This is a genomic window from Acinetobacter sp. SW-226 (assembly GCF_055632855.1).
Genome location: NZ_CM145752.1, coordinates 1,940,611 through 1,963,872, shown reverse-complemented (window position 1 = coordinate 1,963,872; position 23,262 = coordinate 1,940,611). Strand labels below are relative to the sequence as shown.

The window sequence follows — 23,262 nt, the reverse complement described above, 5'->3', positions numbered from 1 at the left end:
CAGACTTCGGTCTGACTTTTTTTATTTGCGTATGAAAGCTAATCTTAAATGTAAGAAAAGAGCTGTTGGCATATTAAGCACGTTATGGTTATCACGATACTCAGAAAACGGCATCTTACTTATTAAGTGCCAATGTAGGACAACCTTTGATTAACCTTCATTTGGTCTTACTGAGTAAGCAAATTTAGAGTTCGAGTCTTTCTAATTTTTCAATTAACTGTTGTTTCGCTTGATCAATTTTCTCAGGATTAGTTTTGTTGGACAGTTGATCCTTGGTTTTTAAGTTTAAAAAGTATTGAATCCTTTCTGCATTTGCGCCAGAAGGATGGGGAAAACCATCTAAAATTTGGTTTTGGCTTAAATAGCCTAAGCTAGATAAATAATTTAAAACTTCAATCACACTTTGGCCCAAAGGGATATACAACGCATCGGGTAGATTTTGAATTTGGGGAATAAAATAGTGCTCTACATGCTGTCTCAAAAAAGCATTTCTAAGCATATTCGGTGATGTTCCTGTGTAATTCTTGCCATTATTCAATATGCACTGCCTGAGTAGTGAGCTGTGTTGTACCAAATGCTGTTGCTGTAAAAAAAGCTCAGCGGTCGTTTCAATGCGAAGTTTTTCATGCAAACCAACATGATCCAAAATTTTAATCAGGTTTTGCCGAAGTGGACCACTAAATGCACCAGTTGCTTTGGCAATACTAAGTGCTTCACTATCAGAATAACCTTGTTGTAGTGCATCCTTACAAGCTGTCACAGCATTTCGCCATTGTAGTTGTCCTGGCGCTATCCCCACGAGCACGATTTTGGCATGAGGATTGATGGTATCAAAAGGTGCATAAAAGCTCTGGAGTGAATCAAATGTAGTTATTCGAAGTAAATTAGAGCTGAATAATTTCTGAAGACTATGCTGTTGAATAACTGTTTTATAGTCTGAAAATTGAGCATTTGGAAGAGTCATATTTTGGAGCATAAAGCAGGAATTTATCCATTATAGTGCAAAGTTCATTATCATATTGGATCAATGTGGATCGTAATAAACGACAATATAATACTTTGAGAGTAGTTTTAAATTTAATGATTACATGGTATATAAATTGCTCATAGAATAATAAGCATTATTGCAGGAGAGAAATGTTCTGCATTCGCCGAAGGAGCAACGACCCCGGAAACTCTCAGGCAAAAGGACTGTAATAATGAAAAACTCTGGAGAGAAGTGTTCAATCACTCACCGAAGGGGATGGTTTAAAGCTTCATGGGAAGTTTTAGATCGAAGCTCTCAGGTACACATGACAGATGGGGTTTGACATCAAACAATAAAAAGGAGGTGTCTATGTGTCATGTCGTTGTCATTGGTGCTGGAATTACAGGCGTCACAACTGCGTATGAATTAAGTTTACTTGGCTATCAAGTGACCGTTGTTGACCGTCATTTATTTCCAGCCATGGAAACTTCTTTTGCAAATGGTGGACAACTGTCTGCATGCAATGCTGAAGTTTGGAACCAAAAATCGACAGTGCTGAAAGGCATGAAATGGATGTCTCAAAAATCTGCGCCGTTGTTGCTGAATCCATCTTTTAGTGTGCATAAATATGCATGGTTGATGGAATTTCTAGGCAATATTAAACATTATGAGACCAATACCCACGAAACGGTCCGCTTAGCTCTATTGGCTCGTCAGCGCTTATTTGAAGTTGCTGAAAAAGAGTCAATTGACTTTAACTTAGAGAAGCGTGGAATTTTACATTTTTATCATAATAAACAAGACTATGACGTTGCTATTCGCGTCAATGATATGTTGAATAAAGGTGGGCTTGAACGTTGCGGTGTAAGCAATGAAGAAATTAAGCAAATTGAGCCGACCCTGACTGGTGACTATTATGCAGGATTCTACTGTGAAGGTGATGCCACGGGTGATATTCATAAGTACACCACAGGTTTGGCAGAAGTCACCCAAAGATTAGGTGTAAAATACCGTTTTGGGATGGATGTAACGGATATTCAACATCTATCGACGGGTGTTGAGGTGAAATTACAACCGAGTTCTGAAAATGTAGAATTGGCACCGAATGATGTTGAGATTTTGGCTGCCGATGCTGTTGTGGTTTGTGCTGGTGTAGGCAGTTACCAACTGGCAGAGTTAGTCCAAGAACGTGTCAATGTCTATCCAGTGAAGGGTTATTCGATTACCGTTATGTTGAATGACGAAGAGAGTCAGCAAAATGCACCATGGGTAAGCTTGCTGGATGAAAGTGCAAAAATCGTCACTTCACGTTTAGGTAAAGACAGATTCCGTGTAGCGGGAACAGCTGAGTTTAATGGCTATAACCGTGATATTCGAGCGGATCGTATTCAGCCTTTGGTGGACTGGACTAATCGTAATTTTAAAGTCTCGACAGAGCATGCGGTACCTTGGGCGGGCCTTCGACCGATGATGCCGAATATGATGCCTGTAGTGCGCCGTGGTAAATTAGAACGTGTCTTTTTTAATACAGGACATGGGCACTTAGGGTGGACTTTATCTGCAGTGACAGCAGCCATGATTAGCCAAGAGGTTGCCACAGCTTATCCTGTTTAAGCCAAAGGTTGTATTGGGTTATATGAGAAATGATAAAAACAAACTCAAGTCGGACTTGTTTTTATCATTTTGCTTTAATGATGTTATAATTCTGCCTTAATTTCAAAAGATTGCTCACAAACTAATACTTTAAACTGGATCAAAATACGTAGTATGGTTTCAGGTAATTGATGACTAATTCGAAGGTGAATAATGATTAACATGAAAATGGCTTTGGTGGTTTTAGCTTCTGCAACGATGCTGTCGCTTGCGGCATGTAGCGATAAAAAACAAGAAGCTGAACAAACAGCAGTGGAAAGTTCACCAACCGAAACACCAGTAACCAATATTGAGGTGAGCCCTGACATGATTGATGCTGCACCTTTAGAGTCTGAGGAGGCAGGTGCGTCAGTGCCAGTAGCTGCTTCTGAAGCAAAATAAGCTCACTATAGAAAAGCCTCCTGATTTGGAGGCTTTTTTAAATGGGCAACTTTTTTTACAAATGATATAAATTTAGAGCATAAATAAAAAATAATATTGAAACGCCACCTAACAATCTATACAGTTTGTTTAGTAAATATTGTCAATGCAAAATGACTTCTATTCAATGAGTATTTGAAGTCTAAAGGACAATAAAAAAACATGATGTTGCTAAACTCATGTAAACATGAGGGAATATTTTGTACGCAGGAAAGCTAACAGAAGTACCATTTAACTTTAAACAGCATGGCCGCGCATGTGCATTGATTGCTTTGGTCATTTTTGTCTGTTGTTTGCTTGGAATACTGACACGACCGATTGCATATTTTGCTTATTTTTGGCCCGCCAATGCTGTACTCATCGGCTTGTTTTTAAGATTTCCTCAGTTAAGAAATCTGGGGGGATGGATAGGCGCTTTTATTGGTTATATGTCTGCGGACTTGGTAACGGGAAACCATTTTGAACTAACTTTAGCATTAACTGTTGCCAATTTTATTACAGTCAGTGTCTCTCTGTTTTTTATTCAATATTTACAAATAGATTATCGTTCTGATAATAAAGGATTAAATTTTCTCTATTTATTTTTAGTCTGTATATTTATTGGCTGTTTCTTTAGTGCGATTTTTGCTGTGACCGTTGTTCCACATATGCCACATACATTTATGACGGCAGATGACTCTTGGTCTGAGTTTTATATTTGGTGGACGGGTGAAGTCTTAAATTGTATCTCCATTTTACCATTGATGCTTACGTTCCCGACTGGGAAAAAGTTCACCAATATTTGGAAAAATCGGAGGCAGTGTGAGACAAAGTTTATAGATTTATTGCCACTATTTTCTGTTATTGTTTCTGTGGCTTGTACACATATTTTCTTTGGTCCAGGCGCTTTACTTTTTCCTTTAGCAGGGTTGATTTGGGCGGCCTTGAGTTATAATTTATTTTACGTCAGTGTAATTAATAGTACGGTCTGCTTGGTGCTATATCATAGTTTAACAACCTATTATATTTCACGAACTGCAGATAATTTTTTGGCAACGTCAATGTCCGTAAGAATTGGTCTGTGCATGCTGATGATTGCGCCTTTGCTATTATGTATCGTAAGCCGAAATCGGCATGCTTTATATAAGGAAGTCTTATATCTTGCCAATCATGATCCTTTAACTCATGTGGCTAATCGTCGTTTTTTCTTTACAGAAACTGAGAATCTACTAAAACAAAATCAATTCAAATCGCTTACGATTATTATGCTTGATATTGATCATTTTAAAAAAATGAATGATCAATATGGGCATTATATAGGAGATGTTTTGCTACAAAGCTTTGCAGCCACGGTCAAAAGTAATTTGCGTGAACAAGATCTATTTGCACGTATGGGGGGAGAAGAGTTTGTTGTGGTGTTGAAGAATACGAACTTAGTTGAAGCAGAAATGATTGCAGAGCGTATTTGTCGTGCCGTAGCGTTGTCCAAGACTCAAGTGGCGCATGCAGTTTTAAATATGACCGTGAGCTTAGGCGTAGTGCATCAGGTGCTACCAACGCAAAATAGTCTACAGAGTATTTTAAATCAGGCAGATCGGGCGCTTTACCAAGCGAAAACATTAGGGCGGAACCAAGTACGTATTGCCTCTTAATCTAAAAGCAGGTAAAACTAGATAACAATAAGAATTATATATTTGGATCACAATGATTTTTTCTGAATACCTGCAATACGATGCTTTAGGATTGGCTGAGTTAGTTGCACAAAAACAAGTCCATCCTGCTGAATTATTACAACTTGCGATTGAGCGCAGTCAGCAAGTTAATCCAGCCTTAAATGCCATTATTATTCCCATGCATGATTATGCTAAAAAGCGCGCTCAGAATGTGTTATCTGGGCCATTTGCTGGTGTACCATTTTTAGTTAAAGATTTATTTCAGGAATATGCGGGTTATCCCACCTCTTATGGGTGCCAAGCCTTTAAACGAACGGGGCATATTGCACAGCACAATGCAGAAATAGTGAACCGCTGGGAGAAAGCTGGGATCTTGACCTTTGGACGTACCAATACGCCTGAATTTGGTATTAAAGGTATTACTGAACCTGATGCTTGGGGTAGTTGTTGTAATCCATGGAATTTAAAACATAATAGTGGTGGATCATCTGGTGGTTCTGCTTCGGCCGTTGCAGCAGGGATTGTACCGATTGCTGGTGCTGGTGATGGGGGAGGATCAATTCGGATCCCTGCATCATATTGTGGTTTATTCGGTCTTAAACCAAGTCGTGGACGTTACGCCGTGGGGTCCAGATATGAGTAAAGCAATGCATGGTGCAGCCATACAGCATGTATTGGCGAAAACTGTGCGAGATAGTGCTGCAATGCTTGATGCAACGCACGGTGCGGAACATAGCTCATTGTTTAAAATTGAACAGCCCGGCCAAAGCTATTTGGCCTGTCTACAGCAGCCAGTAAAAAAACTTAAAATTGCATTTTGTACGCAGTCTCCTATTGGAACTACAGTATCTAAAGATGCTATTGCTGCTGTACAGCATACGGCACATTTGTTGGAGTCATTAGGGCATACAGTAGTTGAAGCACAACCTGAAATTGATGGTATGGCATTGGCCCGCGACTTTATCACGACATGGTTCAGTCAATTTTCGTATATGTTAGAGCAGATCAAACAACAAGTCCCAACAACAGCAGGCGATTTCGAGTTGGATTCTTTAACTCTGGCTGCCTTTGGTGCGAAAACAACAGCCTTAGAATATATTCATAACCTGAATCATTGGGGAATATATGTGACTCGTATGAACCAATTCTTTGACCATTATGATCTTTATTTAACTCCTGCAACTGCTTCAGTCGCGCCCAAAAATGGACAAGTTTCTACACCTTTATGGCAAAAGCCGATTCTAAAAAGCCTACTTAAAGTCGGTAAGGTGCATTTGCTCGCTCAAGGGAAGTTGGTAGATAAAATTGTAAAAGATAATCTGCTTTGGGTGCCTTTTACACAACTGGCAAATATTACAGGCTTACCCGCAATGTCTGTACCTTTGTATTGGAATGCTGATAACCTACCGCTTGGTTCGCAGTTTATTGCGCCTTTTGCCCGTGAAGACTTGCTACTACAATTGGCCAATCAACTTGAACAAACTCAACCATGGTTCCATAGATATCGAGAGATCCACGTATAGAAAGGCTATGTTAGTTTAACTACCCAAGCTATAAGTGTCGCTCAAAAAGCGGCTTAAGCTTGTACTTCTTTGGGCAGAAAGATTACCAAAGACAGCCCGAATAAGACGACAATACCAGCCAAAATAAAAATATATTCGCCCGATAGAATGTTCCAATAATGTCCTGCAAGAATACTGCCTGATGCGACGCCAAGGCCCCACATGGTGCTATAAAGTGCCTGTCCACGGCCTTGTTGGCCTAAACTAAAATTTTGGAAAATGATGCGCATAGCAATCAAATGGAATAAACCAAAACTAAAGGCATGAATGGTTTGTGCTAAAAATTGAATCGTGAAGATTTGTGGAAAAGAACCTATCAAAAACCAGCGTAGCGCCGTGAGAATGAGGCAAACAGAAACAAGGAGCCGCCATGAAAAACGTTTGAAAAACACCTGAGCAACGGCAAACATAATAATTTCAGCCATGACGCCCACTGACCATAAAAAACCAATTTCAGTGGTTGAATAGCCTGTTTGTTTTAAATAGTTGCTATAGAAACTATAAAATGGGGCATGTGAAAAAAGTAGAATAAATTCAATGCTAAAAAATGCGGCTACGACAGGCTTTTTTAAGATAGGTAAGAGTGGCTCAAGGTGCTTTTGAGAATTGGGAGCTGTGGTTGGCTCACGAATGCTAAACGACCAAAGAAAAGCCAAAAAAGAAATACATAGTAGTAGAATGGGCAGCATAGAAATTGGAATTATTTCTAATAATGCACCAATACCAAACACACCGACTATAAAACCAATAGAACCCCATTTCCGGACTTTTCCATATAATGCACTCCGTTGTTCTCCGAGCCAAAATAGAGTAACACCTTCAAATTGAGCTAAAATTGCATTTTGGAAAAAACTAAAAATCAGCATGAGCAGAGCAACGGCTTGAAAGGAGTTTGGAATGATAAAAATCATGAACCAAATACAAGCTTCCATCCATGTAGCAACTCGGACTAAGAGCATCCGTTTCCCTGATTTATCTGCAATCCAACCCCAAATAAACGGGGCAAAAAAACGGGTAATAATGGCAATGGATGAAAGAATACCGATTTCACTGTAGTTAAAGCCTTGATCTTCGAGATATAAACTCCAAAACGGCATGAATGTGCCTACAATAGAATAATAAAAGAAGTAAAAACCAGCCAGTCGGTGCTGAATGGGGAATGGAAGCATTGTGCTGTATTCCTTGCTAGAGCGAAAATATTCAAAAAGTGTTAAAGCATTTACTTATTAAAGCTTGGCTATATTTTTTTAAAAATAAGATAATTATATCAAAAACTTAGAAGTATTTGATTATCTGTTTGGGTTTTGTTCAAGGTGCAGTCTTAAAATACGACGTAACTCCAATAAGGTCTCTGCTTCTTCATGTACTGAATGCTTCGCTTTAATAATTTTTTCAGATACAGCATGGTCTAAATGTGAACTCGAATAGGGCACAATACCATCACTCATTTCACGTGTATCATTGGTCTGACGGTAGTTACCCATAATCGAATGATAGGGAATGGTGGAAACAGGCATGATGTTATGGGTCAACGTCATAAAACGAGACTTTGGACTTAATTCATCTGGTCCTGATTGCACCATACCTTTAGTGCTAGAGCTGCCATTCAACTGCATATCAACTTGGTTAAAAAAAGTGATTGGTAGCTTCACCATTTTTTTCACTACCTCCATATACCAGCGATCGGACAGTTCACTGCCACGGTGAGGTGCAGCAATAAATACTGCACGTCCAATAGGTAAGTCTGAGTGGAACTGAAAACGGTCTTTGATGATCGGATACTGTTGCAAGCGAATGTATTGTTCATAGTTTAAAAGTGGAATCACTTGTTCCGAAATATCTTGCTCACTGATCAATAAACGACTAATCACGCCTCCCATACTATGTCCAATCAACACAGCATCACTGGCTGAACGAGAGTTAGGTTTAACCTGTGCAAAGGCTTGTTTGATTAGGGCGTGAATTTGATAGCGACTTTCAAAAATGGGCATATTGGTCGAATAGAATACCTGCCAAACTTGAAAGTTTTCACGTAAGACTTTGTCACCTAAAATGTTATTGGTCAGGTTGATCCATGTTTCAGGACTGCTGGCTAAGCCATGAATGAGGATAATAATTTTCTTATTTGGTTGATACGGTTCAAGCATATAGACATGCGGCATCCGTAAGCGTTCCGTTCGATCAAGTAAGGTTAAATAACCTGTTGAGCCTAATTTATTTTCAGCTAACCAATAGGCAAAAGGTACGGAATAATTTGCGGTGAGGATGTATTTTTGTTGATTAATTTTAACGTACTTTTGTGTATATGGATTAAATAACTCAATCTCAAAAGTAGCTGTTCCGTTGAGGATATTTTCAATATCACTTTCTGCATTTTGGGGCTGTGCTGTAGCAGTGACAGACAAATATTGTGCAGAATGTATATTTGGATTGCGCTGATTTTGATAAAACAATATAGGGTCAAGGATAAAATCATTTTTAGTGGGTGGTTCCGACGCTGTAGCGACCACAAACTCGGCACCAAGACCATCTTGACGGTTGACTTGATAGAAACCTGAGAAATTTAAATTATAACTTGATTGAACTCGTTCGATACCTTTATTTTTGAGTTCGGGATAGTGTTCTAAGCTTATGAGGTATCTGCTTTTTTTTATGTTGAGTTGCGAAGGAACTTGCTGAAAAGGCTGTGTGTGGTACGCCGTAGTAATGAGACGTGATAATGCAACATTATAAAAGCTTCTGACATGCATTTGTCTTTGATCAAAAACGCGGGTACTCGGGCTTTCTTGCATTTTAAATAAGTATACATAGCTATAGCGTAAGCTTTGGTCAAATGCTTCTAGGCTATTCTGCAAGCAAGGATTCTCACCCGAGGTCTCTGATTGGGTACAGTCTCTTTGCTTTGATAGCTGTAATGCTTGGGCTAAATATAGTTCACTTAATGCTGCATAACGTTCATCAACAGCAATGGTATTTTGTTGATTTAAGCGGTTTAAACATATTTCCAATTTAGCAGTGCATTGTTGTGGAGTCAGGCTAAGTAGTTTTAATAAACTTAGGGTTTCGGTACTTAATTGGTCATGCGTTAATATATTTTCCGACTTATTACGAATGGATTGGTGAATGGTTTTTTCTTTAACTTTGACCAACTGGCAGGCAGGGAATAAAGCAATAATTAATCCTAAAATAAAAGACCGTGGTAAAGCATGATGTCTTTGTGAAAGCATAGTTTTTAGCACGGCAGTTATCTATATAGGCTAAACATGTCTTTTATTTTATGACAATTATTACTGAGATACATCAAAGTTCGTGATGTGATCATTTAACTATTTCATATTTGGTTTTAGGGTTTAGGTTCAAGTTATTTCGAGATGAAACGCTTTACCCAACACATGTTTATGAATAAACCGTAATTTATCGAGTACTGGATTGGACAAGGTAAAAGGATAGGCATCCTCTAACCCCATGCTCCGATTCAAAGCATTCAAATTAAAGGTTAGTGTCATCCATTGTTTCAGTAGTAGATCAAAATCTTGAGCGCCTATGGGGTTCTCATAAAAGGCTAAGTCATTCTCGTCTTTCCTGTTGTTTCGAACAATTAAACCTGCGTAGTAAGCGGTTTCTAACGTATCCATCATATGTAAATAATGCGCCCATGTTTCTGCCCAATCTTCCCATGGGTGTGTACTGGCATAGGAGCTCACATAAAATTTATCCCAGTTTTGTGGTGGGCCATCTTCATAGTGACGTCGTAGTGCTTCGTTATAGTCTTGGCGTTCATCACCAAAAAACTGACGAAATTCATCGACCAGTTCAGGGTGGAGCGATTTAATGAGATCAAAATAATAATGCCCACTTTCATGGCGAAAGTGACCCAAAAGTGTTCGATAATTTTCCCCCATTTTAATACGTGTGGTTTCACGATAAATAACATCTGCTTCACTGGCATTGAGAGTAATGACACCATTGGCATGTCCAGTCAGCACAGGCAGACCTTGTTCTGGCATTAAAAAATTAAAGCGTAGCCCAGAACGGTCATCATCGTTATATTTGGGTCTCGGCATAATATTAAGACGTTGCATTAAATATAAAAAACGGCGTTTAGCATGTTCGAGGCGGGACCAGTAGACGATATGATCAGGATTCTCTAGACTTGGGATGGTATAGGTAAGCACGCATGATTCACAGTAAATATCGCTACTTTCAGCTGGAATGACCCAATTACACACTTGATGATGCTGATAGTTATAGCAAGGTTTATAGCGTTTTTCTTGATATTGTTCATTGAGCGCCAACCAAAGTACGGGACTATGTTGTTCAAAACTCCCCATGTCTTTTTCTGATGCAATATAACCGAGTGTAGTTTGGCAACTCACACATTGTGAGTTAGCAAAAAAGACTTGGTTTTGGCAGGATGCACAAGTAAAAAATTTCATTGGCGGCTGTATCAGTCGTGATCTTTTGGACTTAGTATAATTGATGTTGATTCAGTTCGTCATGCATAGTGATCGGTTTCATTTGTCTTTTAAAACTGAATTGCTGACTGCGTATAATATTTATAATGAACGATATTTGCTTGATGGCTTTTGTAGAAAAGATAATCTTTCCTGTATTTATGCGTGCGTTAGAGCAAACCCGTGAAAAATTTGATTAAACATAACTGCTGTTTTCAGTCAGCTACTGTGAGTGGTTTTGCAGATGGTGCTTAATCGTATAAAATTTATATCGTAGTGTAATAAAAAGCTTGATTTAGGCGCAGATTCGTCAAAAATAGTACGTATGTTAAGTCATCCCTTATTTGAACTTTCAAAGTTTTTTAAGTTTCTAGGAGTAAAATATAATGATAATGAACGTATCACCAAAAAAATGGCTACTCATGGGGTTAGGAGCGATGTTCCTTTCGGGTTGTGCAACGACCGCTACAGACCCAAGTCGTCAAAATGTGGGTACGACAGGTTTGCTGATTTGTGCGAAAAATGAGCTTTGTCCAGTAGTTACTGTAAGCTGGAATGAATCGAACAAGGAGTTACTTAAATTAAAAATTCATTTGAGTAGTACCTATAACAAATATGATATCCAAAAGGTTGAATTTACAAATGAGAAAAAAAGCCAATCCTTTGCTGTAACAGGCCCTACAGTGCATGATCATGTGTTAGGTGCAAACCGTTCTACGAATTATATTTTAGCGCCTGTGAATTTGATGGGCAGCTTAAAAGGCACGAGCTCAATTAAAATGAATATTTATACTGACAAAGGAATTATCTCTCGATATGTCTATAAAGATGGTGTTTCCGCACCAATTTTGGGTGAGTTCCAGAAAGTGTATCAATAAAGAAAAAATCGCCATTTGGCGATTTTTTTTATCTGCCAGATTGATATCTGGATAAGTAGTATTGCCCCCGTATCTTCTTGACGATGGTTATTACTTGGTATGCTAGCTCTTATTTTATAAATGTTTTACTGAAAATCATCTTTGATTTCCCACAATGCACTTAGATGTGTCACTTCTAAAAATAAAAAATAATTCCGCACAAAAAATAAACGTTTTTATGCGCTGTAGCTTTAAATTTGCTTTAAAAAATTGGCATGCATTCTGCTTATTCATTGGTAATACAAAAAACTTTTTTGGTAATACTGATAGGAGTTGCAGATGTCTAAACACTTCAAAGAGAGTTTAATCGCTTTAATCTCCATACTTAAGCTATTTGCCATAGAAATTTTAAGTGCAAGAGCTGGAATTTACATTAAACAAGATTTAACGAAAAAAGGATAACGACGTGTCTAAACCAAAGTTGGCGCGAATCAGTATTACTGTACCAGAACGAACCGTTGATGCATTGGATCAAAAAATTGTTGATCAACACTATGAAAGCCGTTCGCAAGCAATCGTCGATATGATCAATAAGCATTTGATCGCGGATCAAGAGCAACGTAACGCCGTGATGGTAGGGACTTTCACTTTACTTTATAACGCCAGTGTGACTCCACTTAGGATCCAATTGCTAGATTTACAGCGCCAATTTTTAGAACAAGTCGTGAGCTCACTGCATATTCAATTGGACGAGCAAAAGATTCTAGAAGTGATGATTTTGCAGGGTCTAAGCACTGAGTTAAAAGCTTTAAGTCAAAAATTCATTGCCTTGAAAGGGGTGATTAAAGGGCATTTGGAGCTTATGGATGCCGTAATGCCTCCGATTCCGCAAAACGAAAATCTGAATGCATTGAAATCATAATGCTGTACATCTATTAGAGAGCAACTTTAAGCCTAACTGCATCGGGGATAGCCTCATGATTAAACACGTATTTTTATCAGTATCTATGGTTTCTGCTACATTCTTGGCAGGGTGTGACAATACTGCCAAGGTTCCAGAAAAGCAGAAAACGGCATCGGCCTCAACCAACACACAGCCAATCACCATTGGCTATAGTGATTGGCCTGGCTGGGTTGCTTGGCAAGTTGCAATTGAAAAGGGGTGGTTAAAGGATGCAGGCTTGAATGTTGAATTTAAGTGGTTCGATTATTCGGCATCTATTAACGCATTCTCAGCGAACCAATTAGATGCAATCTCAGTATCGAATGGGGACAATTTGGTCATTGCTTCTGGAGGAACCAAGGGCGTAATGATTATGGCCACTGATTATTCTGCTGGAAATGACGTTATTATTGCGAAAGATGGGATCAACTCAATTTCAGATTTGAAAGGGAAATCAATTGCTGTTGAAAAAGGGCTAGTTGATCATCATTTGTTATCTACCGCGTTAAGTGATTATAAAATTCAAGCGACTGATGTGACTTTAGTAAATGCTGTTACCAATGAGCTCCCTCAAGTATTTTCAAGTCCCGATGTTGCAGCAATTGCTGTATGGCAACCCGTTGCAAATCAGGCTTTGAAAGCTGTTGCGGGTTCTAAAATTATTTATAGTTCTAAAGACAAACCTGGTTTGATTTATGACACTTTAACGGTGAATACGGCACATCTATCCTCACATAAAGAAGATTGGAAAAAAATCATACAAGTATGGGATAAAACCGTTAAATACATCAATGATCCGGCAACGCGTGATGATGCAGTCAAAATCATGGCCAAACGTGTTGGTGTTGAACCAGCTCAATATTTACAATTTATAGATGGAACACATTTACTGGATATAGATGCGAACAAGAAAGTCTTTGCCAAAGGCAATGGGTTAGATTCGATTTATGGTTCAACATATTTTGTGAATGAGTTTAACGTCAAAAATGGTGTGTATAGCACGAAGGTAGATGTTGATGGTGTGATCTTTCCTGAATTGGTCGAAGGTCTGAAATAATACAAATAATTTTTAAGAGGCTTTCTTTAAAAGAAAGCCTCTTTTGTATTTGAGGGTGATGTATTAAAACACTTTCTTTATCAATGACACATACTTCAAGTTTAATCCTGATATAGTGTGATCATTTCCGCTCAGACAAAAGAAAATTCAAGTAATATGACAGCTCTAAGACATTCATCATCTATTCGGATTTCTTGTAGTGAGGGACTTGGCTCATTGGCATTGGAAATCGTAAAGTCTATCTATAGTCTGGCTCAAATATTGATTTGATTTGGCTTTCTGACTATTGCACTTCAGTTGGGTAAATTAGCTCATGCATGGGCTTTTGGGCAACAACATTAGGGGCATTTGGGGGTCAATCTTAACTTAGATCAAAAACCTCTTTAATGTCTGTTTTATTTGGAATTTTTGCAAGTTCTGATCATTCTAAGGTTTCCGTACGTCCTTCACCAAGAGAGGGATTTAGCCTCAAGGTTTAATCCCAAAGCTCTCCGTATACTCTTTCATTTTTTCTTCAAGTGGCAAAGCAGAAAGCTTTTTGCTTGATGTTTAAGTTTGTCAATTTGAGATCCTAAAAAACTTTTGTGTTTTGACTTAAACGCATAAAAATAAACTTTCAATTTCAGATGCTTTGAGAAGAAAGCTGCAACTAGGCATCGGGTTAGATTTCAGTACTTTTTGAAAAAACATTAATGATGATGATTCCTATGACCATAAAGGCTAAACCTAACAATGCAGGCGCATCAAGATTTTGTTTGTAGTAAACCCAACCAATGAAGGAAATTAGGATAATGCCTGCTCCAGACCATAGCGCATAAGTGATTCCCACAGGAACAGTTTTCATGGTCAGTGCAAGGAAATAAATTGCAACTAAATAACCCACCACTGTAATTGAGGCGGGTAACCATTGAGTAAATCCGTCAGAAGCTTTAAGAGCAGAAGTTGCAATGACCTCAGCCACAATAGCAATACATAAATATAGATATGACATATCTGATCAGCTCCTTACTTCACACGACTAACTTTCGTCATACGTGGGATGACAGGTAACTCAGCCAAAGCAGGGTCAAGCTCATCTTCATCAGCATGGACAAGTCGATCTACATGTTTGCGTAGTTCTTTAAACTCAGTTGTTTGCATTAAATCTTGATGTCGTGGTCGAGGTAAATTGACCTCAATAATTTCTTTAATTTCCCCAGGATTTGCTTTTAAGGCAACAATACGATCGGCCAACAAAATGGCCTCATCCATGTCATGTGTCACAAAGATGATAGTGATATCAATGTTTTGCCATAGATCTAGCAGATGCCTCTGCATTTTTTGACGAGTATGTGGATCAAGCGCGCCAAATGGTTCATCCATCAGCAGAATCTTGGGTTCATTGACTAATGCACGGGCAATAGCGACACGTTGTTTCATACCACCAGATAATTGATGTGGATATTGGTTTTCATATTTTTCTAAGCCAATAATATTAATCCATTCCCGTGCAGCCGCTTCAGCCGACGCCTGACTTGCACCTTTCATCAGTGGCCCAAACATGACATTTTCCTTTACTGTTTTCCATGGGAATAACGTGTAGCCTTGAAACACCATGCCGCGCTCAGGGCTTGGCCCTGAAATAGGTTGCCCATCTACTAGCAGTTCACCACTGCTATAAGGATCTAAACCTGCCACAACTCGGCTAAAGGTTGATTTCCCACAGCCTGATGGACCAATCACACAGATCAATTCACGCTTATGAATTTTCAGATCTAATTGATTTAAAATTGTGCGTGAGCTTTTACCATGCTGAAAGATTTGGCTTAGCTGTTTGGCTTCTAAGATGACAGGTCGTTGATAAATTTGATTAAAATACTCACGAGCATTAAATTCTGTAGTTCCCATTATTTTGCTCCTACTTTCCATTTAAAAAGATGTTGTCCTAGCTTCATTAAAATTACATCGCAGAGCAATCCAATCACACCAATAATCAAAATAGCTGCAAAAACGTTGTCGAAGTGTTGATAGCGAGCTTGTTGGGTGATAAACCAGGTAATGCCAGATGTTGCGCCAATTAACTCAGAAACGATCAAATAGGTCCAAGCCCAGCCGAGTAGTACACGTTGATTTTGATAAATATCAGGTAATGCTGCAGGGATAATGACGTGAAACAGGCTTTTCATTTTATTTGTTCCGAGTGTATAACCCGCTTCGATCAGTCCCTGATCAACCATCCGAGTGGTATTGGCAATAATTAGAATTTGTTGAAACAGTGTCCCAATCACAATAATGGCAATTTTCGGTGCATCATTTATGCCGAGAATTGCTACGGCTAATGCACCAAATGCAGGGGCTGGTAGATAACGGAAAAACTCAACAAAGGGTTCAGCAAGTTTTGAGATAGTGCTTGAGAAGCCACAAAGAATTCCAAGTGGAACCCCAATAATTGATGAAATAAAAAATGCAGTGAATACGATTTTGACGCTATGCCAGAGACTTTGATGTAACCATGGCGCATCAGCCTGTGCTGGAGCCGTCGTAAAAGATGTTACTAAAGCTTTCACTACTTCATGTGGGGCTGGTAAGTAGATTGGGTTAACCAGTTTACCTTGAGGAACGGCCAAGTCATGATCAACTGCATTTTGTGCTTCATGATAAAACACAGCTTTATCAACACGGCTTCCTTCTTGTAAAAACGGCACACTACCAGAATCTGTAATTTGTACTTGCGGATGCCAGATAAATGGTAAATAACTTACTGCACACCAAATGAGCATTGGTATTAAAAATGATCCTAAGCTGAGCAAAAATTTGCTTTTAGGACTGAGTTCTCGTGTGATGTAACCCATATTTTCCTAGCCCCAATATTACTTTTTTAATAAAACGTAATACTATTAAGCAAAATAAATGCCAAGCTTTGAGATGGGTTTTATCTGCATATTTTCATTTTAAGCCTGTTTCAATCATGAGTTTTTCATTTAACCCAGTAAATAAGCAAAGCCTTTGGCATAAATATGTTTTAAAATGTGCTATTGATAGACTGATGCTCAAAAGGGGCTGCATCGCATGGCACAAAAGTCACAACAATCTGCACTGAACGAATTGATTGCAGAACAAAAACTACTTTGTGAAGAATTTGACTCTGCTTATGTTGAAGTAAAAGGTGATGATGTCGTAGCTGTCGCTGTGCATACTTTAAATCAAGAACCCATTGTTGGTTTACGTAAAAAGCCTGAAACTGAGGAGAATGTTGCTTGGTTTATTTATGGTGGTGAATTGGGTGAAGGGCAAGACTTTTTTACAACCATGACTGTACGAGAGTTACAAGATATTTTGCCAGATGTACTTCCGTACTTGGCTCTAAGTGAAGGTTACCGTTTTATGATTGATGGTGATGACTATGAAGACGTTTGGAAAGAAGGCGATGAGTCTTAAGACATGAAAAAACAGACATGGACGTTGCTTAGTTTTTCGTTATTTTTATTATCGCTTCTATCAACCCAGAGTTATGCAGAAACAATAAAACTGACTCAGGCGCAATATGACCAGAAAATGGCTGAATATACCGCAACGGTGAATTCGACTAAAAGTGTTCTAGATTCAAAAGATAACCAAGCAACTGCAACAGAGATGAAAACTGCATTTTGTCAGCGTATGGATGCTTATCATCAAATTGCTGCGCTGTCCAAGGCCAATATTGAGTTAAGTACAGCACCTGTAATGTTGATGGTGGCCAACCGTTATCTTGAACAGCAAGAGAAAAGTTTAACTGATAGCGGAATGAATGAAAGTGCTTTTTGCCCAACGGCTAAAGCTTTAAAACTTGAAGATACGAAACGAGTCAAAAGTAAAGTAACTCAATAAGACAACACGGAATTAGCGCAGATATTAAGATCTAATTTATTGTTTCAGTGTGCTGTATAAATAGACAATGTGCCCGATTGTGTTAAGATAAATAAAATCAACCATCGTTTGAGTAGGAGTTGGTGTATGGCAGCTTATACCGACATTAAAGCAGGCAAATATGAGGATGATATGATTCCTAAACTTGCTATTCATGCTTTTCATGATGCTTTTTTAAAGGCAACTACGCGTTCATCTGTGGTTTATGCAAAAGCTGAGCAATTGGTTGAGCGTGATATTCACGGTAATGAAACTGTTTTACAGGACTTAAGTAGTGCTTATGTCGATGTAGGCGTTTTACCGACACTGACACGTAAAAAGAAACGCGCAACTGTATAGATTGATATGCCACCTCGACAACCTAGAATAAGAATGTTTGCAGGGCCGAATGGTTCTGGTAAAAGCACTGTTAAAGATTACCTCTTGCCCCAACATATTGGGGCATATTTAAATGCAGATGAACTCGAACAAAATTTAAGACAAAGCCAACGCCTTGATTTATTGCATTATCATCCTTCCTTAAAAGCATCAGAGTTGGTCACTTTTTTAAAAAGTAAGAAACGTCCTCAAGCGGGACAGTTCGTGACTTTACTTGCGCATGAACCAATTGTGCTAGATGAATGGAAGATCGAGTTTAAAACTAATGAAATCGACTCTTATCTCTGTGCACGCATTATTGATTATATTCGGCTTGAGTTTCTGCGCTTAAAAGTCAGTTTTACTTTTGAGACGGTAATGTCGCATATCTCTAAAGTTGAATTTCTCCGGGAAGCGAAACGTCAGGGTTACAAAACCTATCTATATTATGTTTCAACAGTAGATCCACAAATCAATATTGCTCGAGTCAAGTATCGCGTCAGTGTAGGCGGACATCCAGTTCCTGAACAGAAAATTATTGAACGTTACTACCGTAGTATGGATCTGCTCATGCAAGCCGTAGAATGCTGCGATCGAGCCTACTTGTTTGATAACTCTTCTGACGGTATACAAGCGTCTTTTCTTGCAGAAATAGAAGCAGCTGAAACCTTAAAAATGAATGCCGCCGTGTCTAAGCTACCAAGATGGTTTGCAGAACGCGTATTATCAGAATTCCAATAAACTGCTTAGAAAAAGAGTCGATTATTTCATTACTTTTCATATATCTACCTACATAAAAATATAATCAAACGTCGTAAATGTGTTTCATAAACCTAAAATAATGATCATGATGTAGAAATGTACCCATAACTCTATTCAGTTTCTTTAAATGAAAACTATAATGAAATAAAACGAGATAAGTTAAGTATTTCTAATCTAAAAAAAGGTCGAATACAAAATCTCTCGGGAATATATTCAAGATTTTTACGCTATTGTGAAGAATAACTATGTAAAAAATACTTTAAGGTGTTACCTAAAAGACTAAAAGCTTCAAGAACGGACAAGTAGTACCCATCCAAATATTTAAACCTAGATGAAAATGCTCCGTAGACAGTGGTCATAGACATAGCAAGCACTTTTAGGCACAAAGGACACTTGATTATTTCAATATAATATATATTATAAATATGTATATTATATGAGTGATTGCCAATGCACGATTTTGCGTGGTCTTTTCTAGGTGGAATATTACTCGGTATTTCCACCGTTGGATATTTATATACCAATGGACGAATTGCGGGAATTAGTGGTCTGGTCTCTCAAGTTTTAAACTTAAAGGGGATTATAAATACGCCTGCACTGTGGTTCTTATTGGGTCTGTTTATTATTCCGTTTATATACGCAGCTTTTGTTCAACCTGATATTCATATGGAAGCGACACCTTTCATGTTAATTATTGCGGGCGTATTGGTAGGTTTTGGCACTCGTTTAGGCTCAGGTTGTACCAGTGGGCATGGTATTTGCGGTATTAGTCGCTTATCCAAACGTTCAATCATCGCTACGATTAGTTTTATGTTCGCAGGCTTTATCACTGTGTATATCGTTCGACATATGCTTGGAGCAATCTAAAATGAGAAATGTTTGGGCATTCATTTGGGGCGGATTATTTTCAATCGGTCTCATGCTTTCAGGAATGTCGAATCCTGCAAAGGTGATTGGTTTTTTAGATATTTTCGGGCAGTGGGATGCCAGCCTAGCTTTTGTGATGATGGGTGCAATTGCAGTTGCATTTATTCCTTTTCAGAACGCTGTACGTCAGTCACATCCACAAACCTTTTATGGTGAAGTCATACAACTTCCTAAAAATACCAAAGTCGACCGAAAATTGATCCTCGGCAGTCTGCTATTTGGTATAGGTTGGGGAATTGCAGGAATTTGTCCTGCACCGAGTTTCACTTTGATTGGGTTGGGGTATTATCAAGCGATCTATTTTGTAATTGCGATGTTCATCGGCGTGTTGCTACACCGTAAAGTGATGGAGTAAATATCATGATGCAAACAGCTCAAGTCAAAGCCTTTTTTGACTCTGCAACTAACACCTTTAGTTATGTGGTGAGTGATCCAGAAACTCAGCGCTGCGCCGTGATTGATAGTGTGTTGGATTATGATGCAGCATCGGCAAAGACTAATACAGAGCAGGCTGATTTAATCATTAGTTATATTCAAGAAAATAGCCTAAGCGTAGACTGGATTTTAGAAACACATGTGCATGCCGATCATTTAAGTGCTGCACAGTACTTAAAGCAAAGACTAGGTGGAAAAACTGCTATTAGCCATAAGATTGAGATCGTACAACAAACTTTTGGTGAGATTTATCACTTAGATATTAAGAGTTTAAATGCTACGCAGTCATTTGATTACCTTTTTGCAGATCATGAGACATTTTTGATAGGCAACATAAAAGCATATAACCTTCCAACCCCTGGCCATACACCAGCGTGTTTAAGCTATGTCATTGGCGATGCTGTTTTCGTAGGGGATACCTTGTTTATGCCTGACTACGGCACAGCACGTTGCGACTTTCCGAAGGGAAGTGCAGCAACGTTATTTGACTCAGTGAAAGCTTTGTACGCATTGCCAGATCAAATGCGGATGTTTTTGTGTCATGACTATTTGCCAGAGGGCCGGGATCATTATCAATATGAAACGTCCGTTTCTGTACAAAAACATGAAAATATTCATATTAATACAGAAACACAGAAAGTTAATTTTATCGAAATGCGCAATCGCCGTGATGCAACTTTAAGTATGCCAAAATTGATCTTGCCAGCCATTCAAATCAATATGTTTGCAGGAAAATTTCCTAAACCTGAAGAAAATGGTGTTTCTTACTTAAAAATTCCGCTGAATTATTTTTAAAACCGAAATTTGATTCAAAAATTTAAGCTGATATTAGACACAATACATATATATGATATTTTAAATTTAGCCTAAGCAAATTTACATTCAAAATAGCCTAAGCAGATTTTAATAAAAATCAAAATGTCATTTGATTTATTAACATTAAAAATTCAATATCTATAGAAATCAAATACAGTAAGTTTTATATGATTCTCAATAATCAATTTCATCAAAATGAACAACAAACAGCAAAAACACTGGTATTCGTTCATGGTTTATTCGGCAGCTTAAGTAATTTAGGAATGCTCGCTCGACACTATTATGCGAGTCATCATGTATTACAAGTCGATGTTCGTAATCATGGCTTATCTGCACATTCAGATGCTATGACTTATGAATTGATGGCTGCTGATCTGATTGACACTTTGGATGAGCTTAATATTGAACACTTTTCTTTAATCGGCCATTCTATGGGTGGAAAATTGGTCATGAAAGTGACAGAAGTGGCAGGGAATCGGTTAGAGCAACTTGTGGTGCTGGATATTACGCCTATTGCGTATAAAGAAAATCATCATGAGCAGATTTTCAAAGCATTATTTTCAGTGCAAAAAGCTGATATTGAAAATCGCCAGCAGGCCATTGAAATTATGCGTGAATATCTCAAAGAAGAAATGGTAATTCAATTTTTACTAAAGTCTTTTAGCAAAGGAAAATGGTTGTTTAATGTAGATGCTCTGTATCAGAATTATGCTCAAATTCTTTCATGGGAAAATATAAAAACATGGCAAAAACCTGCATTATTTATTCGTGGTGGAAAGTCACCTTATGTAGAAAAGCCCGAATATATGGATGCGATTCAATCCCAATTTTCTCAAGCGCAGATTCAAACGGTTGCAGATGCTGGGCATTGGTTGCACGCAGAAAAGACTTCAGAAGTCTTAGAAATCATGAACCAATATTTGGATCATGATTGCAACTGACTAATTTAAATTTGCTGCTAAAAGTTGCCCCTCGGAGGTCAACTTTTCAGCCATCTCAGCGGTTTTTTTTAAACCAGGCATTCGATACTCGGTATGTCCATAGTCTTGGATTGACGTCCAACGTCCGCCCCAAGTTAAACCGACAGATTCTGCAACTTCGCCATAGAGCTGATAGCCACGCATCGCCCATGGGTCTCGTTCAGAAATAACGACTTTTCCATCTCGCTTAAATGCGACATCGGCTGCCAAGCCAAATTGGTGGTAACTTTGATAACCACGAGCGAGCGTTGTATTTTTATTAGTGGCTAGGGAATTTTGGCGTTGTGGACTACGATAGCCCTCAAGCAGTACCAGCTCATAACCATGTTGATCACGCATGATTTTAAATACCATTAGTAGACGCTGCTTATAGCGCGGGTTCATTTTATGCCATTTACGGTCAGCCGTTGCTAAACTGTCATACGAATGGGCAGAATGTACATCCTGAATACTCGGGTCGTAACTCAAAGTATTGGCTTGAATAGAATTATTATTAAGATCCGCTTGCTCAAGCATACTTGCTTCAACTATGGCCGCAGCAACCAATGATTCTTCTACTTCTGGTGGTGGCGATAAAATTTGTCCCTCGAGTAATGCATAAATTTGTGGATCTGATTGTCTTAAATAATCGGCTTCAATCTTAGTAGGCGTGACAGGGCTAGTAAATGCAAACATCAAGATACTGGTAAATAAAAGGAGACCTGCAACTAATATCCACCATTGCTGAATATGCCAAGAGGATTGTAATTGCTCAGGTGCCGCAGCATTATTGATGTGTTGCGCAAACTGACGAGCAGACTGAAACTTTCTTTTTCCTTGAGGAATTAACCCGACAAAAAAATCGGTAAACTTTGTTCTTAATTCATAGGACAGTGCCAAACTGAGTCCTAATGCCAGAATTAGAAAAGTAGAAAAAAGAGCATAGATCATGGTGTGGTAAGAGCCACATGTTTAGTTTCCACGGCGCGTGTTGTAATCGTTGTTTGTACATCTCCTACAGGAGATTCCTCTGGTATATCCAAAGATTGCTGTGGCCTAGTTATTTTTTGTGGGCTCTGTTTTTGCGAATGAACTGAACTGCGTGGAGAAGTATTCTGATTTTTATTCTCCTTGTTTTGAGATATTGCATTCGTCGTCGGCTTTGGTAAAGCTGTGGTTAATGCTTGGGGCCGGCGTAGAAAAGCTTTACTCAGCTCATCATCTTTGGGTTGAATAAATTCAGTAGATGACTCTGGATCACTGGTTGCTTGAGGCTGATTTGAAGCATTGACTTTGCTCGCCTCAAAAATAGCTTCGGGTTCGCGCGTTGGCATTTCATTGTCTATTGCAGTTGTTTGATCTACAGCTGGGTTTTGGTTCACTTGGAGGGATGTATTTTTTTGTTGTATAAAAAAGTAAGTAAAAGCAATGCTTGATGTTAAGAGGATACCCACACAAAAACCACCCACGGCATAGAGCATGGGTGCAGGTCTTTTCTTTTTTGCTGATGTCAAAATTTTGACTGAAGTTTGTTTTTCACGAGTCATGGATTGAGT

General features: G+C 38.6%; 24 protein-coding genes, 1 pseudogene and 1 riboswitch. Of the genes and pseudogenes, 16 read left to right on the top strand and 9 right to left on the bottom strand.

Annotated elements, in window-relative coordinates; all coding sequences use genetic code 11:
• Positions 1–184: 184 nt before the first annotated feature.
• Positions 185–964 (bottom strand): uracil-DNA glycosylase family protein, encoded by a 780-nt coding sequence (locus ACZ8ZH_RS09385; protein ID WP_119064059.1) that lies wholly within the window; start codon positions 962–964, stop codon positions 185–187.
• A 153-nt stretch (positions 965–1,117) separates the two neighbouring features.
• Positions 1,118–1,204, top strand: a riboswitch (glycine riboswitch).
• Between the two features lie 132 nt (positions 1,205–1,336).
• On the opposite strand from ACZ8ZH_RS09385, the gene ACZ8ZH_RS09380 reads away from it, so the two are divergent.
• From ACZ8ZH_RS09380 to ACZ8ZH_RS09365, 4 genes and pseudogenes are all read left to right on the top strand, one after another.
• Positions 1,337–2,581 (top strand): D-amino acid dehydrogenase, encoded by a 1,245-nt coding sequence (locus tag ACZ8ZH_RS09380; protein WP_119064033.1) that lies wholly within the window; start codon positions 1,337–1,339, stop codon positions 2,579–2,581.
• A gap of 192 nt (positions 2,582–2,773) precedes the next feature.
• Positions 2,774–3,001: a hypothetical protein gene (locus ACZ8ZH_RS09375; protein WP_119064031.1), complete on the top strand. Its 228-nt coding sequence runs from the start codon at positions 2,774–2,776 to the stop codon at positions 2,999–3,001.
• A gap of 239 nt (positions 3,002–3,240) precedes the next feature.
• Positions 3,241–4,671, top strand: a complete 1,431-nt coding sequence (locus ACZ8ZH_RS09370) for a GGDEF domain-containing protein (protein WP_086210642.1) — start codon at positions 3,241–3,243, stop codon at positions 4,669–4,671.
• Between the two features lie 52 nt (positions 4,672–4,723).
• A pseudogene (locus ACZ8ZH_RS09365) lies at positions 4,724–6,215 on the top strand (amidase).
• A 53-nt stretch (positions 6,216–6,268) separates the two neighbouring features.
• On the opposite strand, the gene ACZ8ZH_RS09360 reads toward ACZ8ZH_RS09365, so the two are convergent.
• The 3 genes from ACZ8ZH_RS09360 to ACZ8ZH_RS09350 all read right to left on the bottom strand — a co-directional run bounded on the left by ACZ8ZH_RS09360 (position 6,269) and on the right by ACZ8ZH_RS09350 (position 10,690).
• Positions 6,269–7,423 carry an MFS transporter gene (locus tag ACZ8ZH_RS09360; protein ID WP_119064027.1) on the bottom strand — a complete coding sequence of 385 codons (1,155 nt, stop codon included), beginning with the start codon at positions 7,421–7,423 and terminating at the stop codon, positions 6,269–6,271.
• Between the two features lie 120 nt (positions 7,424–7,543).
• Complete coding sequence (locus ACZ8ZH_RS09355; protein ID WP_470247659.1) at positions 7,544–9,481, bottom strand: esterase/lipase family protein; 1,938 nt, start codon at positions 9,479–9,481, stop codon at positions 7,544–7,546.
• Between the two features lie 129 nt (positions 9,482–9,610).
• Positions 9,611–10,690: a zinc-binding metallopeptidase family protein gene (locus tag ACZ8ZH_RS09350; RefSeq protein WP_086210638.1), complete on the bottom strand. Its 1,080-nt coding sequence runs from the start codon at positions 10,688–10,690 to the stop codon at positions 9,611–9,613.
• A 404-nt stretch (positions 10,691–11,094) separates the two neighbouring features.
• Here ACZ8ZH_RS09350 and ACZ8ZH_RS09345 point away from each other — a divergent pair, with 404 nt between their 5' ends.
• From ACZ8ZH_RS09345 to ACZ8ZH_RS09330, 4 genes are all read left to right on the top strand, one after another.
• Positions 11,095–11,586 carry a hypothetical protein gene (locus tag ACZ8ZH_RS09345; protein WP_119064025.1) on the top strand — a complete coding sequence of 164 codons (492 nt, stop codon included), beginning with the start codon at positions 11,095–11,097 and terminating at the stop codon, positions 11,584–11,586.
• Positions 11,587–11,904: 318 nt separating this feature from the next.
• On the top strand, positions 11,905–12,027 hold the full coding sequence (locus ACZ8ZH_RS09340; RefSeq protein ID WP_265733403.1) for a hypothetical protein: 123 nt from the start codon (positions 11,905–11,907) through the stop codon (positions 12,025–12,027).
• Between the two features lie 4 nt (positions 12,028–12,031).
• Entirely contained in the window at positions 12,032–12,487 is a 456-nt protein-coding gene (locus tag ACZ8ZH_RS09335; protein ID WP_086210636.1) for a CopG family ribbon-helix-helix protein, read from the top strand.
• A 55-nt stretch (positions 12,488–12,542) separates the two neighbouring features.
• Positions 12,543–13,565 carry an ABC transporter substrate-binding protein gene (locus ACZ8ZH_RS09330; protein WP_086210635.1) on the top strand — a complete coding sequence of 341 codons (1,023 nt, stop codon included), beginning with the start codon at positions 12,543–12,545 and terminating at the stop codon, positions 13,563–13,565.
• A gap of 661 nt (positions 13,566–14,226) precedes the next feature.
• Here the strand turns inward: ACZ8ZH_RS09330 and ACZ8ZH_RS09325 are convergent.
• Genes ACZ8ZH_RS09325 through ACZ8ZH_RS09315 form a run of 3 tightly spaced genes read right to left on the bottom strand, consistent with a single transcriptional unit; the run spans position 14,227 to position 16,396 of the window.
• Positions 14,227–14,556 (bottom strand): DMT family transporter, encoded by a 330-nt coding sequence (locus ACZ8ZH_RS09325; RefSeq protein ID WP_086210634.1) that lies wholly within the window; start codon positions 14,554–14,556, stop codon positions 14,227–14,229.
• Between the two features lie 14 nt (positions 14,557–14,570).
• The gene (locus ACZ8ZH_RS09320; RefSeq protein ID WP_119064023.1) at positions 14,571–15,452 is read right to left on the bottom strand and encodes an ABC transporter ATP-binding protein; all 882 of its coding nucleotides are present in this window, start codon (positions 15,450–15,452) and stop codon (positions 14,571–14,573) included.
• Positions 15,452–16,396, bottom strand: a complete 945-nt coding sequence (locus tag ACZ8ZH_RS09315; protein WP_119064021.1) for an ABC transporter permease — start codon at positions 16,394–16,396, stop codon at positions 15,452–15,454. The genes ACZ8ZH_RS09320 and ACZ8ZH_RS09315 overlap by 1 nt, the downstream gene beginning before the upstream one ends.
• A 217-nt stretch (positions 16,397–16,613) precedes the next feature.
• Here ACZ8ZH_RS09315 and ACZ8ZH_RS09310 point away from each other — a divergent pair, with 217 nt between their 5' ends.
• From ACZ8ZH_RS09310 to ACZ8ZH_RS09275, 8 genes are all read left to right on the top strand, one after another.
• Positions 16,614–16,982 carry an immunity protein Imm33 domain-containing protein gene (locus tag ACZ8ZH_RS09310; protein WP_004693046.1) on the top strand — a complete coding sequence of 123 codons (369 nt, stop codon included), beginning with the start codon at positions 16,614–16,616 and terminating at the stop codon, positions 16,980–16,982.
• A gap of 3 nt (positions 16,983–16,985) precedes the next feature.
• A complete protein-coding gene (locus ACZ8ZH_RS09305; protein WP_086210631.1) occupies positions 16,986–17,411 on the top strand; it encodes a hypothetical protein in 426 nt (141 codons plus the stop codon).
• A 126-nt stretch (positions 17,412–17,537) separates the two neighbouring features.
• Positions 17,538–17,789, top strand: coding sequence for a hypothetical protein (locus ACZ8ZH_RS09300; RefSeq protein WP_119064019.1), 252 nt, complete (start codon positions 17,538–17,540; stop codon positions 17,787–17,789).
• 33 nt (positions 17,790–17,822) lie between these two features.
• A complete protein-coding gene (locus ACZ8ZH_RS09295; protein ID WP_110975491.1) occupies positions 17,823–18,548 on the top strand; it encodes an ATPase in 726 nt (241 codons plus the stop codon).
• A 471-nt stretch (positions 18,549–19,019) separates the two neighbouring features.
• Positions 19,020–19,436, top strand: coding sequence for a YeeE/YedE family protein (locus ACZ8ZH_RS09290; RefSeq protein WP_119064017.1), 417 nt, complete (start codon positions 19,020–19,022; stop codon positions 19,434–19,436).
• Between the two features lies 1 nt (position 19,437).
• A complete protein-coding gene (locus tag ACZ8ZH_RS09285) occupies positions 19,438–19,851 on the top strand; it encodes a DUF6691 family protein (RefSeq protein WP_110975489.1) in 414 nt (137 codons plus the stop codon).
• A 5-nt stretch (positions 19,852–19,856) separates the two neighbouring features.
• Entirely contained in the window at positions 19,857–20,726 is an 870-nt protein-coding gene (locus ACZ8ZH_RS09280) for an MBL fold metallo-hydrolase (RefSeq protein WP_119064015.1), read from the top strand.
• Positions 20,727–20,914: 188 nt separating this feature from the next.
• On the top strand, positions 20,915–21,688 hold the full coding sequence (locus ACZ8ZH_RS09275) for an alpha/beta fold hydrolase (RefSeq protein WP_119064014.1): 774 nt from the start codon (positions 20,915–20,917) through the stop codon (positions 21,686–21,688).
• Here ACZ8ZH_RS09275 and ACZ8ZH_RS09270 read toward each other — a convergent pair whose 3' ends face one another.
• Together ACZ8ZH_RS09270 and ACZ8ZH_RS09265 are read right to left on the bottom strand one after the other, a co-directional pair.
• A complete protein-coding gene (locus tag ACZ8ZH_RS09270; RefSeq protein ID WP_470247658.1) occupies positions 21,689–22,657 on the bottom strand; it encodes a M15 family metallopeptidase in 969 nt (322 codons plus the stop codon).
• Positions 22,654–23,253 carry a hypothetical protein gene (locus tag ACZ8ZH_RS09265; protein WP_119064012.1) on the bottom strand — a complete coding sequence of 200 codons (600 nt, stop codon included), beginning with the start codon at positions 23,251–23,253 and terminating at the stop codon, positions 22,654–22,656. Before ACZ8ZH_RS09265 ends, ACZ8ZH_RS09270 begins: the two co-directional genes overlap by 4 nt.
• Positions 23,254–23,262 lie beyond the last annotated feature (9 nt).